Here is a 13143-nt window from a genome sequence, read left to right as displayed (position 1 = left end):
TTATCAAGCGAGTAATTCTCTGTATTTCAAAATAGAGTAAAGATCCTGTCTTACTGTATTTTTCACTATTAAATAGCCATTAGGATCTCTATCCAAAACACCAATATTTAGGAGTTTTCGTATGGCAGGTTTATACTCCGATTCGAAGCGGTCAGTAAATAAATTTTTGAGTTCAAGATCGCTGCTATATCCGAAGAGCAAGCAGTTTTTTAAAATTAGAAGTTCTGTGGTGGAGAGAAAATCGTTGAGATGAGTTTCTTTCTCTGAAAATTGAATCGAGCTATCCTCCTGAACATCTGTACAGAAAATCCACGCCTGTAAAACTGCTCCGATGTTAAAATCGAATTTTTTTGTCAACCATCCAATTCTTTTTCTCAGTTGTCCATCATTCATCACCTTGCCTTCTTTCTCAAATAAGGTACGGTGAGATGCTCCATGACGTAGCATTACTGCTTTGTAGATTTCGTCGGTAGTGGAAAGATTCGTGTCCAGAAGATTTGTGAAGCTTTGCGAAAAGGGGATTCTGGTGTCTAAATGTAACCGAAGCGCATTGGTAATAGCGACAATTACAAATACTTTGGAAGCATTCAGACTCATGAAGTCTACCAACGAAATGACATTGGTGAGCAGTGAGCGATCTGAATCACGCCAGAGGTGAAGATCATCTATGACAAGTATGGGTTTTGAATTACTAATGGATCTTTTTACGAAGCTTAATACTTCTTCTAGGTTTCTACCCATTTTGAGCTTTCTACCTTCTATGCTGATTTCACCACCGGGAGTTAGGTGATGCACATCATTTGACTTGAATTGATGTGTAGCGTACTCCAAAAGTGTGGACTTGCCACTAAGAGGATCTCCAACTACAGCAAGGGATCTACTTTGACCTTTTTTCCAGTATGGAATGATTTTCTCCAGAGCTTCTTCTTGCTGCTTTCGTTTCACTAAAAACAGATCACCGATGAAATTCTTGTTCAAGAACAAGGAGTGGTAGTGGTCTGGCGTTTCTTTCTCGTTTCTCGTTTCTAGAATCTCCAGTGCAATCTCTAACCGCTGATGTGGTGTTTTTTCCTGAACGTCCTTTACTTGCTTTCCGACATTTCTGAAAAGCTGCGCTACTTGAGCAGAAAAATACCTGAGGTTACCAGGTTTGGTGTTGGATAATAAAGAGAAATTGGTTTGTAAAGGGACTTTAAGGTATTCCTCTTCCCTGAAAATCTCTGTTACCTTGAATTTTAGTGCGAGCTCCTTCTCTATATGAGCAACTGCATCTTCACTTTGAGAAATTGTATTTTTTTGCTCCTGGTTGATCGAATTCAGTGACGAAATCTCACCATGAAAACTAGTGAGTTGCTGCGTCTTTTTGGCAACCAACAAGCTACTTTTAATTTGCGTGGCAACATTTAGAAGATGTGAGAAATTAGCCTCCTGGCCATCCCATAAATCAGAGAGGTAGGGCAGAATTTCATAATCCAACCACTTTTCAGCCGACTTTTTGAAATCTACTTTCTTTAAAATTAAGTATCCCTCTTGTGCGCCTACAGGAACAGAGAGTGACGGAAGTTTATCTACAGAATCTTCCAGATCTCGAATCGTGCTTTCGGGACGAATCTCCTGGCTGATTCCTGAAGTGATAAGATCATCAAAAGACTTAATTATATCGTTGAGTTGCTGTACTTCGCTGATGTTTTTAAGCCCATTCAGACATAGATCGGCTTTGCCTGCCAATAGGGCATTAGTTTTCTGAACGTCCGTTCTCATCTGGAGTATCATCTCCCGAATAAGTCTATATTGATTTATGGTTTGGTCAAGTCTAGTATAGTTAAGCTCTATTTCCTTGAATTGGCCCAATATAGTTTCGAACTGCAACTGGTACGTTTTCCAAGGATTGGAAAAATGCTTCACTGAGTCTAATTTCCGTTTGAGCACTTCAGGCTTTTCGAGTAGGCTCTTGCGCTCAACCTTGAAATAGTTAAAGGATTTTTCTGATTCAGTGAGGAGAAGGGTTTTTGATTTTTCGAAATGATCAATCACCGTTTCCTTTGAAACTAGCTTCTCAAGGTAGCGAAGATGGGCTATGCTTAGCTGAAGTAAGACATCCCGTACCAGCAGAATGATTGATTTGAAGCGATCAGGATAGGAGAAGTGAACGAGATAATGATCTGGATCCGTTACTTCAGTGTTTTTCCCAGCCATGTCAAGGCAAGTGTCTCCAGCTTTGCTGTATGCTGCGAGTAAGCTACTACCTTGTATGAGGAGATAGGAGTAGAGTTCATCTGCCGAAGATTGTACTGCTACACCAGAATTGAATTCCTGAAATTCCTCCAAAACAGAATCCATCAATTTGCCTTCGTTTACTTCGAATTCTTGGGTAGAAGGGCTTTTTTTGTTCATAGATGCTGACAATGGAAGTCAAAGAAAAAGAAAAATGAGCTGATAAACCCAAGTTAATTTCTGTTTTCTGAGAAAGTTTCAGGCACCTGATTTGATCAAGTATCCAACCATTTTGAAAAGGATAAATTATAAAAATTTTGACAGATAGTCATCAAATCTTTTACAATTGGGCTCTTTTAGCAGCAGAATTAGTTTTCCTTACTCTGAAATTTTGGATTGGTTTATTAAAAACTCCCGAAATTCATCTGTGTTGAAATTGCTCATTCCTTCCTGATAAAAGACGATTTTTCCTTCCGGGTTTATTACCAAGGTAGTAGGAATGGATTGGCTCTGTAAACTTTGATTCAGCCCAAAACTAGCATGAGCTGTAGGGAAAGTCCAGCTTTTTCCTTCTAGAAATCCCTGACTTTTCTTGATGTCATTATCAATCCCAATCATCAGAAATTCTAAGTTAGGCTCGTCTTGAACGGACTTATACAGCTCAGAAATATGCGGCATTTCAGCTCGGCATGGTCCACACCAAGAAGCCCAAAGATTAATGAAGAGTGTTTTGCCTCGGTAACTTTCCAGGTCGATTTGCTGTCCATCAAATGTCAGAAACTTCCCTCGGTAGTCGAATTGCTGCTCTTTGAGATCCGGAACTTCAATGGTCGGTTTGATCAAACCTGTAGAAAGCAACACGGATTGTAATCCCCCTATGATAACTGGCAAAAGCCCAGTGAAGTATAAAAATGCCACTACGCTGAGCAAGATGCCCCAGCTTTTAATTTCTTTTTTCCAATCCATTTGTGAGTACTAAGTACGGTTTATAAAGTGTGTGGTTATTTTTTAGTTTTGAAAGCCACAAAACATAAAGTTCTGAGTAGACTTAGATGGTGTGATATGGTCTATCGTAAAGCAATAAATCTTTTTCAGATATTTCTCTATTACTTGGCTAAGTGTGTTTTCTGAATATTGCTTGATTTCAATTCCGCTGCATTTGGTAGGGCCATTTTCAGAAAATGTACCTATAACCAAATGACCTCCAAGATTCAAGTTTTCCTTGATGATCTGAAGATATTTGGTGACCTCATCCTCTTTTAAAAAATGGAAAGCGGCTCTATCATGCCAAAAATCGTATTTTTCGGGCGGCTGAAATGAGGATATATCAGCAACTATCCATTTTATCTTATTTGCTCTACTTCCAAGCCTTTTTTTCACTTTTTCTAAGGCTTTCTCTGAGATGTCTAATACAGTTATGTCTTGATAACCAAGATCAAGAAGATTGTCTACAAAATAGCTCTCACCACTTCCACAATCAATGATTTTAGCATCTTTTGGTACGTTGAATTTCTCTAAGAATTCTAAAGAAGTTTCTGGCTTAGCTTGAAACCAACCAACATCCTCGAAGTTTTTCGTTTGGTAGATGTTCTCCCAATGTATTTTTCTATCTAGACTTTCCACTTTTTCTTAAATCAATGTTACCTACTAAAATTTCATTACAAAATTACCCCCACATTCCCAGACGCTTAGTGATAACTCTCACACTTCACACTTTTTGTCTCCAAAAGGAGGCTTAACTTGCACTATCAATTAAGAGTAGAATTCCCATTTCCATATGAATTACGAAGTACAAATAGCCTCCGAACTCCAAATTAAACCACATCAAGTAAATGCCACGGTGCAATTATTGGATGATGGAGGAACGATTCCGTTTATTTCCCGGTACAGAAAAGAAGCTACTGGGGAGTTGGATGAAGTGCAGGTGGCTGCTATCCGTGATCGTGTATTGCAGTTGCGAGAGCTGGCTAAGCGTAAGGAAGCGATTCTAAAATCTATTGAGGAACAAGGGAAATTGTCTCCAGAATTGAAGGCTAAAGTAGAAGATGCTGAGACCATGTCCAAGCTGGAAGATATCTATTTGCCATACAAACCTAAGCGAAGAACAAAGGCCACTATTGCCAGAGAAAAAGGCTTAGAGCCACTTGCTGAGCAGGTTTTTGAGCAAAAGTCTTTTAATCTGGAAGCTGAAGCAGAGAAGTTTGTGGATGCTTCTAAAGAGGTAAATAGCATAGAAGAAGCATTGCAGGGCGCCCGTGATATCATGGCTGAGTGGATTAATGAGAAGGCAGAATTGAGAGAGAAGATGCGAAAGCTTTTCCTCAATGAAGGTGTTTTTTCATCGAAAGTTCTACCTGGAAAGGAGCAGGAAGCGATCAAATACAAGGACTATTTTGAATGGTCTGAACCTATAAAAACCGCGCCGTCTCACCGTGTATTGGCGATGAGAAGAGGGGAGAAAGAGCTTTTCCTGATGCTGGATTCGGTGCCAGAAGAAGCATCTGCGATCTATCAGATGGAGAAAATGATTCTTGCCGATGCGGCAAATTCTTCAGTAGATCAGGTGAAGCTCGCCATTAAGGAAGGTTACAAAAGATTGCTAAAGCCAAGCATGGAAACAGAAGTTCGTCTGTTTACCAAGCGTAAAGCGGATGAGGAAGCTATCAAAGTATTTACAGAGAATCTTCGTCAACTGCTACTTGGGGCTCCTTTGGGAGAGAAGTCCGTGATGGCGATTGATCCCGGGTTCCGAACAGGCTGTAAGTTGGTTTGTCTGGGCCCACAAGGTCAATTCTTGCATTATGAAGCTATTTTCCCGCACGAAGCCAATCGCAGAAATCAGGAAGCTGCGATGAATGTAAAAGGATTGGTGGAGAAATTTGGGATTGAAGCTATAGCGATAGGTAATGGTACAGCAGGTCGTGAGACAGAAGCTTTTGTAAAAGGTCTTGGCCTACCAAAATCTGTGATCGTAACCATGGTCAATGAATCTGGGGCATCGATTTACTCTGCTTCAGATGTGGCTAGGGAGGAATTTCCTGATCTGGATTTGACAGTGAGAGGAGCTGTTTCTATTGGTCGCCGACTGATGGACCCATTGGCAGAATTGGTGAAAATCGATCCGAAATCTATCGGAGTTGGTCAATACCAACATGATGTAGATCAGAATGCCTTGAAAAATGCGCTTGACGACACGGTGATGTCTGTAGTAAATGGAGTAGGAGTAGAAGTGAATTTAGCTTCCAAGCAACTGTTGACTTATGTGTCAGGTTTGGGACCTACGCTCGCGCAAAATATTATTGATTTCAGAAATGAGAATGGACCTTTCAAGAGTCGTGCTCAACTGAAAAAAGTACCAAGACTTGGAGATAAAGCCTTTGAGCAAGCAGCTGGTTTCCTGAGAATCAGTAAAGCAAAACATCCGCTGGATTCTTCTGCAGTTCACCCAGAGCGCTATGCCTTGGTAGAGAAGATGGCCAAAGATGTGAATGCTTCGGTTTCAGATTTGATGAGTTCGGATGACTTGAGAAATCGAATTTCCCTAAAGAATTACGTGTCCGAAACGGTTGGTTTGCCTACGCTTCAGGATATTTTGGAGGAACTTGCAAAACCAGGAAGAGATCCACGTGAGACTTTCGAAGTTTTTGCTTTCGAAGAAAGTGTGAACAGCATGTCTGATCTAAAAGTGGGAATGAAGCTACCAGGCGTGGTGACTAATATTACGGCTTTTGGAGCTTTCGTAGATGTGGGAGTTCATCAGGATGGTTTGGTGCATTTGAGTCATTTGGCAGATCGTTTTGTAAAAGACCCGAATGAGATCGTATCAGTGAATCAAAAAGTGCAAGTGACAGTGATGGAAATCGATATTCCACGTAAGCGAGTTGGGCTGAGTATGAAGTCAGATCCATTTGCGGAGCGAGGAAAAAAGATGGAAAAAAAACCAGAGGTCAAAACTCAGGCAAAAGAATCTGAAGGATCGATGGCTGATAAGCTGAAGATGCTGAAAGGGAAGTTTGGAGGTTGATCCCTTTCTTTTAACCACAAAGTACGCTGAGGTGACGCAGAGAAGGCGCTGAGAGTTATGAAGTAGTGAGTGTCTTCACTCACTACTACTCTATTTTTATACTTCAGCCATAATTAGAGTCTCCACTAACTGATTTGAAAATGTGAGTGAAGACAGTCACATGGGCGGAGTTTTTCAATACATCATCCCAAGTACCCACAATGGCACTTTTTTACCAAAGCCATGCTCGATCTCATCGGCTGCAATGAGGTAGTTTTCGTGGTGGTTGACTTGGCTTGAATCTTTATTTTTGCCACCAACTTCTATCGCTAGATCATCCACTTGGAAGTCACCTGACTTTGGAAGTCGGATTTCTTTTTTGATGTTTTTGAGTTGATTTAGTAGAAAGGTTTCCCGCACCGAACCGATTTCTGGAGTAGCCTTTAATGCGTAGGATAGATTGGTGTTTTCTAAGTACACTTTATCAGGCTTTTGTAAAAGTGAAATGCCTTTACCTTCTGCGATCAGGAAATTAAGTAATCTGGCTTTTTCTAATTGGGTAAGCCATTCATACACTGAGTCCCGACTGGTTTCCACTTTTCTTGCAATCGAAGATACATTCGGTTTGAAAGGAACTGACTCTGCCAATACACCAAGCAATTTTTTGACTTTATAAGCTGTTCCAGCATTGTAATCAGCTATAAATGCCAGATCAGACTCAACTACAGTGTTGATGATCTGCTGGAGGAAAACCGGGATGGATTCTGAGTTTGACTCGGTGATGATGGGGAGATAACCCCTTTTCAAGTACTCCTTGAATGCTGGTAGGGGTTGGAGTTTTGAGGTGATCTCAGGAGTGATTTGTGAATGTGAATTCTGGATTTCTGCAAGAGAAACTGGTAGAAAATTCTTCTCTTGAGTTAAATTCAAGTATTCCCGAAACGACATTCCTGGTAATTCATAGCTGATCACGCGGCGACTCAAATCGGATTCACCTCTATAAATATCCAGTGCTGAAGAGGAGGAGAATACCACTTTCAGATCAGGATATGAATCATAAATATTCTTGAGCTCCCGTGACCAATTCGGGTATTTGTGAACTTCATCGATGAATAAAAAGCGACCACCATTTTCGTAAAAAGTTGCGGTTGTCTCTACCAGATTGTGAGTATAAAACCAATAGTGATCAGCAGAAAAGTATAGCGCTTCGTAGGATTGAGGCTTTATGCCATACTTGATTCGTTGGAGCATTAAGGTTGTTTTGCCAGAACCTCTAGGCCCTTTAATGGCAATCATCCGCTGATTCCATTCTATTTTATCAAAAAGGTACCTGAAGAACTTACCGTCAGTTTGATTGAGTAAGTTTTGGGAATTTGAAAATAGAATATCCATTATTTGTCGAATATATTCTGCAAATATATTTAATAATTGTCGAATAAAAACTACATAAATATATTTATATTGTCTTTTCAAATCGACAAAATAGATTCCGCTATTAGTGATTAGCTATTCTAAAACTCTTTCCGTGATGTAAGTCGCCAATTTTAAATTCATAATTTTCAATTCTCAACAACAAAAAACTAAAAACTAACAACTATCCTTAACTCCTTCCTCCGAAAATCGCTGAACCGATTCTCACCATCGTACTTCCTTCTTCCTGAGCGATCAGGTAATCCCCGCTCATCCCCATGGAAATGTCTTCGAGTTGGACGAATTCTGGAAGTGGACGACTTTTCAACTCTTCAAAAAGGGTCTTCAAATTTCTGAATTCCTTTCTGACTTGATCTTTATTTTCTGTGAAGGTTGCCATTCCCATTAGTCCTTGAATTTTCACATGACTTAGGCTTAGGAAATCCGGATTGGTGAGCATTTCATCTAATTCTCCCTTATCAAAACCGAACTTGGTTTCTTCTTCGGCTATGTGCATTTGGAGTAGCACATTAATCTTTCTATCGATCTTTTCCCCTTGCTTGTTGATCTCCTTAAGAAGCTTGAAGGAATCCACTCCATGAATCAAATGCACGAAGGGAGCTATGTATTTAACCTTATTACTTTGCAAGTGGCCGATCATATGCCATTTGACATCTTCAGGCATTTCTGGTTGTTTCACCTGAAGTTCCTGCACTTTATTCTCTCCAAAATCCCTAATTCCAGCCGAATAGGCGGTTTTTAGATCTTCGAGTGGTTTGGTTTTACTCACTGCTACCAGTAGGCATTCTTGATTTAAGAATGTTTTTTTTACTACTTGAAGGTTGGCTTTGATGTCCATTTTCTATTTTTATGCTTTACGTTTTTCTAAAAGGACCAAAACAAAGATATGGCGATCATTAGTACTTTGCTAAAAAAAGGCATTCGACTGAGAGAGAGTTTAGAACAAGAATATTCTCATCCACTAGAACTTCAGCGTCAGGAATTGAAGAAATTATTGATTCATGCAGCTGAAACTGAAATAGGCAAAAAGTATGATTTCCCTAAAATACTGAAAGGTTTTCGCCGTGGTGAAGATGAGTTTTATGAGCGATACAAGGCTCAGGTTCCGATTTACGATTATGATCGCATACACAGCGAGTGGTGGTATAAGCTTCTGGAAGGGAAGTCAAATATAACTTGGCCAGGTCCAGTACGACATTTCGCATTGAGCAGTGGGACATCAGGAGCTACTTCCAAGTTTATTCCCATCACCAAGGATATGGTGAAAGCTATTCGTAGAACAGGCGTTCGTCAGATTTTATCTCTTTCAAAATATGACTTGCCAGCTTCACTTTTGACCAAGGGGATTTTGATGCTAGGTGGAAGTACTGATTTGGAGTTTAACGGTACCTATTTCTCAGGCGATCTCAGCGGGATTACCACTGGTAGATTGCCGATTTGGTTTCAGCGTTTTTATAAGCCAGGGAAAAAAATCTCAAGAAGCAAAAACTGGGGAGATAAACTAGATCAGATCGTAGAGAAAGCCGAATCCTGGGATATAGGTATTATCGTAGGTGTGCCGGCTTGGCTTCAGATATTGATAGAAAAAATCATTGAGCGGTACCAGCTCAATAATATTCATGAGATCTGGCCAAACCTCCAGATTTTCGTGCATGGGGGAGTTTCCTTTGAACCTTATAGAAAAGGTTTTGAGAGGCTATTGGGTAAGCCACTTTTATACCTTGAAACCTATTTGGCTTCAGAAGGATTTCTGGCATTTCAGGCTTTGCCAAATCGAAAATCCATGCGCTTAGTACTCAACAACGGTATTTTTCATGAGTTTGTACCATTCAATGAGGAGAATTTTGATGAGGAAGGAAATATCCGAGTCGATGCAAAGACTTTCAAAATTGATGAGATTGAAGAAGGTAAAGATTATGCACTACTGATCAGCACTTGCGCTGGAGCATGGCGATATTTGATTGGAGACATCGTCCGTTTTGTATCAAAAGAGGAATCAGAAATTATAATTACCGGTAGAACAAAGCATTTTTTGAGTCTATGTGGAGAGCATCTTTCGGTGGATAATATGAACAAAGCCATTGAGCTGACAGCTGAAGAACATGATATGAATATTCGTGAGTTCACTGTTCTTGGAGTGCCTCACGGAAGTTTGTTTGCACATCATTGGTTCATAGGGTCGGATGATAAAGTCAAAAAAAGTTTGTTGAAAAAGTCCATTGATGCGAATTTGAAGGTGCTCAATGATGATTATGCGGTGGAGCGTAACCATGCCTTGAAGGAAGTAAAAGTCACGGTGTTGCCATCTTCCTTCTTTTATGATTGGCTAAAAGAGCAGGGAAAAGAAGGAGGGCAGTACAAATTTCCGCGGGTGCTGAAGGGCGATAAAGCTGCAAGTTGGCAGGAGTTTCTGCTCAAAAATGAGGTGAAGTTGTGAGTCAGGCTTTGCTGGAAGGAGTAAGCATGGGATTGTTGCTGTCGGCAATGATAGGCCCTGTGTTTTTCACTTTAATCCAAAGTAGTCTGGAAAACGGTTTTCGTTATGCTGCGATGGTTGCTTTGGGGATTTTGACTAGTGATACGCTCTATGTCTTACTTACTTTTTTTGGTATTAAGTTCTTGGCAGAGGCTACTTATTTTGAGTCTGTTTTGGGCTATGTAGGTGGAGCTATTTTGATTGGTTTTGGAATAAGCTACTTAGTGAAAAAGCAAACAGCCAAGCCTGAAGCTAAAGTTGATGAAGTGCGCAGAGCCAAGAAGCGAAGTGCCTTTCTGAAAGGATTCAGTATCAATGGAATCAATCCTTTTGTGCTGCTTTTCTGGATTTCAATTGCCAGCTTGGTTCATCTCAAGGAATCGTATGATTCAGCGGATGTATGGCTTTATTATGCTGGAATTCTTGTTACGGTTTTCTCCATAGATTTGACAAAAGCCTACATAGCAAAGAAGCTATCCCAATTTGTGACTCCCAAGTTTATGTTTTGGCTGAACAAAGCAGTGGGAATAGCCATGATAGGTTTTGGTTTCCGGCTGATTTGGTTTGCGATGGGGTAGGTTTTTAAACCGTAGATTCTATAAGTCAGGGTATTGGGTAGCTTTAAAAACAATCTATCTCACAAGTGAGTTGAAATTTCAGATTTCTTACCTGTTTTAAATCTTTTCTTATGCTCAGCAAATCCCCTTCGTACTCACTTATACTTTTTATAGCCTTGCTTACTGCGGTTTTCATTCCTCTTGATACTTTGGCACAAAATATCCCCGAGCTTCAGAAGTTTAATCAAACCAGAATTTCGTACAACGAAAAAGGGATGCTGATTTTGGGAGGATGGGCAGTAGGAAATATGATTTGGGGTGGTATGGCTGCAAGCCAGACGAGTGGACAAACGCAGGCTTTTCACCAAATGAATCTGTACTGGAATTCGGTGAATTTAGTCATTGCTGGATTTGGATATTGGCAAGCAACTAAGGAAAATGCTGGAGTCGAATTTTGGAGTACTATGGATGCTCAGCAGAATATGGAGAAAATATTGCTGTTCAATGCTGCGCTGGATGTGGCCTATATCGCTGGAGGTATGTATTTGAAAGAGCGTGGACTGCGGATCAGCAAAGATAAGTTTGTGGGATTTGGCAAGTCAATTATCCTCCAAGGTGCATTTCTGCTGACATTTGATGCCGTGATGTATACTTTTCACCATACACATGCTAAGGAACTTCCGCAGATCGTTATCAGATTAGTTTGGGCCCAACGGGATTCAACATTGCTATGCCACTTGGGGCCATGAAATGATGCGCCAATGACTATGTGATTTCTGCTAAACCTCCCTGTCCTTTGTAGTTTGTATCAGCCTGCAAAAAAGAATCCCTCCAGCTTTCACCAGAGGGATTCGTAGATAGTAAGCTTAACTGAGATTAGTCAGCAAGATATTTTATAACTGGAGTGTAATCCATGTCAAATGCTTCTGCTACTGCCTGAAACACAATGTCTCCATTGATAATATTCAAGCCTGGTACTAAGTCTGGGTTGTCCTGAGCTGCTTTTTTCCAACCTTTATCTGCCAGTTGCATAGCATAAGGAAGGGTTGCGTTAGTCAAAGCCAAAGTAGAAGTGTAAGGTACCGCACCTGGCATGTTAGCAACACAGTAGTGAACCACATCATCAATTACAAAAGTAGGATCTTGGTGAGTAGTAGGCTTACAAGTTTCGATGCAACCTCCCTGATCTACCGCCACGTCCACTAATACAGTACCTGGAAGCATTTCTTTAAGCATATCACGCGTGATCAAGTGAGGAGCTTTAGCGCCTGGAATCAATACCGCACCAATAATCAAGTCATGATTCTGAATCAATTTTCTGATGTTAAATTCATTAGACATCATGGTATTCACATTTGCTGGCATTACGTCAGCCAAATAGCGCAAGCGTTGTAGATTGAGATCCATGATAGTCACGTCAGCACCGAGTCCAGCAGCCATCCAAGCAGCCTGAGTACCTACGATACCACCGCCAAGAATCAATACTTTAGCAGGAAGTACACCTGGTACGCCTCCGAGAAGAATACCTCTTCCTCCAAGTGGTTTCTCCAGATAGTTTGCGCCTTTCTGTACAGCCATTCTACCAGCTACTTCAGACATAGGGATCAAAAGAGGAAGACTTTTGTCTGCTCTTTCTACCGTCTCATATGCCAGACACACAGACTTACTTGCCACCATTGCTTTAGTCAATGGCTCATAGGAAGCAAAGTGAAAATAGGTGAACAACAATTGATTTTCTTTGATCAGTTTGTATTCTGATTCAATAGGCTCTTTTACCTTCATAATCATCTCAGCGATTTCATATGTGGCTTCGATAGTAGGGAGAATAGTAGCGCCAGCTTCTACATACACTTCATCTGGGAATCCACTTCCTTCACCAGCAGTATGTTGAACGTATACAGAATGACCTCTTTTTACTAATTCTTTAGCACCGGCAGGGGTAAGCGCTACACGGTTCTCGTTGTTTTTGATTTCCTTAGGAACACCTATAATCATGACTTCTATATTTGGATTTAAATAAATTCGCGCACAAATATAATAAGCGGGAGGCTATCAATTTGCACGGTAAAGAATAGTATTTGGTATGCTTTCGAAAAAACTAAGATTTCAAAATTTAATTTCGATTAACTTGATAAGTGTTTAATATATTTTAAAAATCCACTTTTAAGCATTGATAATTTTGAGGTGAATTTTTAGCTAAACGCTTGGTTTATAGGGGGCAATGTTTTTGATTTTCCTACTTCTATTATTGTCTATCGATCCATTATCAAAATTTAATTCTGTTTAGGTTCGTGATTCACCGTTCTTTCAAAATTTTTGATTGAAAAATAATAATCACTAGTGTCCGACTAAAGTAAGAATTTCTCAGAGAGGTTGAAAAGAACTTAATCAGAGGAGATTTTTGGGTGAAATTGGAATGTAAGCCCACTAGGTTGGAAATAGGGCCGTTTGGTTGGCTTTCA

Annotated in this window: 10 protein-coding genes; 4 read left to right on the top strand and 6 right to left on the bottom strand. The window is 40.2% G+C overall.

Features of this window, described 5'->3' with window-relative positions:
* Positions 1-3 precede the first annotated feature (3 nt).
* From ESV85_RS15705 to ESV85_RS15695, 3 genes are all read right to left on the bottom strand, one after another.
* Positions 4-2394: an ATP-binding protein gene (locus ESV85_RS15705; RefSeq protein ID WP_146919212.1), complete on the bottom strand. Its 2391-nt coding sequence runs from the start codon at positions 2392-2394 to the stop codon at positions 4-6.
* A 198-nt stretch (positions 2395-2592) separates the two neighbouring features.
* Positions 2593-3180, bottom strand: coding sequence for a TlpA family protein disulfide reductase (locus tag ESV85_RS15700; RefSeq protein ID WP_146919210.1), 588 nt, complete (start codon positions 3178-3180; stop codon positions 2593-2595).
* A 42-nt stretch (positions 3181-3222) separates the two neighbouring features.
* Complete coding sequence (locus tag ESV85_RS15695; RefSeq protein ID WP_146919208.1) at positions 3223-3837, bottom strand: class I SAM-dependent methyltransferase; 615 nt, start codon at positions 3835-3837, stop codon at positions 3223-3225.
* 154 nt (positions 3838-3991) lie between these two features.
* Here ESV85_RS15695 and ESV85_RS15690 point away from each other — a divergent pair, with 154 nt between their 5' ends.
* On the top strand, positions 3992-6238 hold the full coding sequence (locus ESV85_RS15690; RefSeq protein WP_146919206.1) for a Tex family protein: 2247 nt from the start codon (positions 3992-3994) through the stop codon (positions 6236-6238).
* Between the two features lie 174 nt (positions 6239-6412).
* Here ESV85_RS15690 and ESV85_RS15685 read toward each other — a convergent pair whose 3' ends face one another.
* Together ESV85_RS15685 and ESV85_RS15680 are read right to left on the bottom strand one after the other, a co-directional pair.
* Positions 6413-7609 carry an ATP-binding protein gene (locus ESV85_RS15685; protein WP_146919204.1) on the bottom strand — a complete coding sequence of 399 codons (1197 nt, stop codon included), beginning with the start codon at positions 7607-7609 and terminating at the stop codon, positions 6413-6415.
* Between the two features lie 208 nt (positions 7610-7817).
* Positions 7818-8486 carry a YggS family pyridoxal phosphate-dependent enzyme gene (locus ESV85_RS15680; protein WP_146919202.1) on the bottom strand — a complete coding sequence of 223 codons (669 nt, stop codon included), beginning with the start codon at positions 8484-8486 and terminating at the stop codon, positions 7818-7820.
* A 48-nt stretch (positions 8487-8534) separates the two neighbouring features.
* Here ESV85_RS15680 and ESV85_RS15675 point away from each other — a divergent pair, with 48 nt between their 5' ends.
* The 3 genes from ESV85_RS15675 to ESV85_RS15665 all read left to right on the top strand — a co-directional run bounded on the left by ESV85_RS15675 (position 8535) and on the right by ESV85_RS15665 (position 11430).
* Positions 8535-10085 carry a GH3 auxin-responsive promoter family protein gene (locus ESV85_RS15675; protein WP_146919200.1) on the top strand — a complete coding sequence of 517 codons (1551 nt, stop codon included), beginning with the start codon at positions 8535-8537 and terminating at the stop codon, positions 10083-10085.
* Positions 10082-10702 (top strand): LysE family translocator, encoded by a 621-nt coding sequence (locus tag ESV85_RS15670; protein WP_146919198.1) that lies wholly within the window; start codon positions 10082-10084, stop codon positions 10700-10702. Before ESV85_RS15675 ends, ESV85_RS15670 begins: the two co-directional genes overlap by 4 nt.
* Positions 10703-10812: 110 nt before the next feature.
* Complete coding sequence (locus tag ESV85_RS15665; RefSeq protein ID WP_146919197.1) at positions 10813-11430, top strand: DUF6992 family protein; 618 nt, start codon at positions 10813-10815, stop codon at positions 11428-11430.
* A gap of 127 nt (positions 11431-11557) precedes the next feature.
* On the opposite strand, the gene ald is transcribed toward ESV85_RS15665, so the two are convergent.
* A complete protein-coding gene (ald, locus tag ESV85_RS15660; protein ID WP_146919195.1) occupies positions 11558-12676 on the bottom strand; it encodes an alanine dehydrogenase in 1119 nt (372 codons plus the stop codon).
* Positions 12677-13143 lie beyond the last annotated feature (467 nt).

The organism is Algoriphagus aquimarinus, assembly GCF_007997215.1.
In the GTDB taxonomy this organism is placed as follows: Bacteria; Bacteroidota; Bacteroidia; order Cytophagales; family Cyclobacteriaceae; genus Algoriphagus; species Algoriphagus aquimarinus_A.
Note: the sequence above shows the minus strand (reverse complement) of the source record. Positions and strands in the feature narration are given on the sequence as shown.

Coding starts and splice junctions, on each gene's coding strand:
- ESV85_RS15705 (WP_146919212.1), bottom strand. CDS start 2,394: ATGAACAAAAAAAGCCCTTCTACCCAAGAATTCGAAGTAAACGAAGGC.
- ESV85_RS15700 (WP_146919210.1), bottom strand. CDS start 3,180: ATGGATTGGAAAAAAGAAATTAAAAGCTGGGGCATCTTGCTCAGCGTA.
- ESV85_RS15690 (WP_146919206.1), top strand. CDS start 3,992: ATGAATTACGAAGTACAAATAGCCTCCGAACTCCAAATTAAACCACAT.
- ESV85_RS15685 (WP_146919204.1), bottom strand. CDS start 7,609: ATGGATATTCTATTTTCAAATTCCCAAAACTTACTCAATCAAACTGAC.
- ESV85_RS15680 (WP_146919202.1), bottom strand. CDS start 8,486: ATGGACATCAAAGCCAACCTTCAAGTAGTAAAAAAAACATTCTTAAAT.
- ESV85_RS15675 (WP_146919200.1), top strand. CDS start 8,535: ATGGCGATCATTAGTACTTTGCTAAAAAAAGGCATTCGACTGAGAGAG.
- ESV85_RS15665 (WP_146919197.1), top strand. CDS start 10,813: ATGCTCAGCAAATCCCCTTCGTACTCACTTATACTTTTTATAGCCTTG.
- ald (WP_146919195.1), bottom strand. CDS start 12,676: ATGATTATAGGTGTTCCTAAGGAAATCAAAAACAACGAGAACCGTGTA.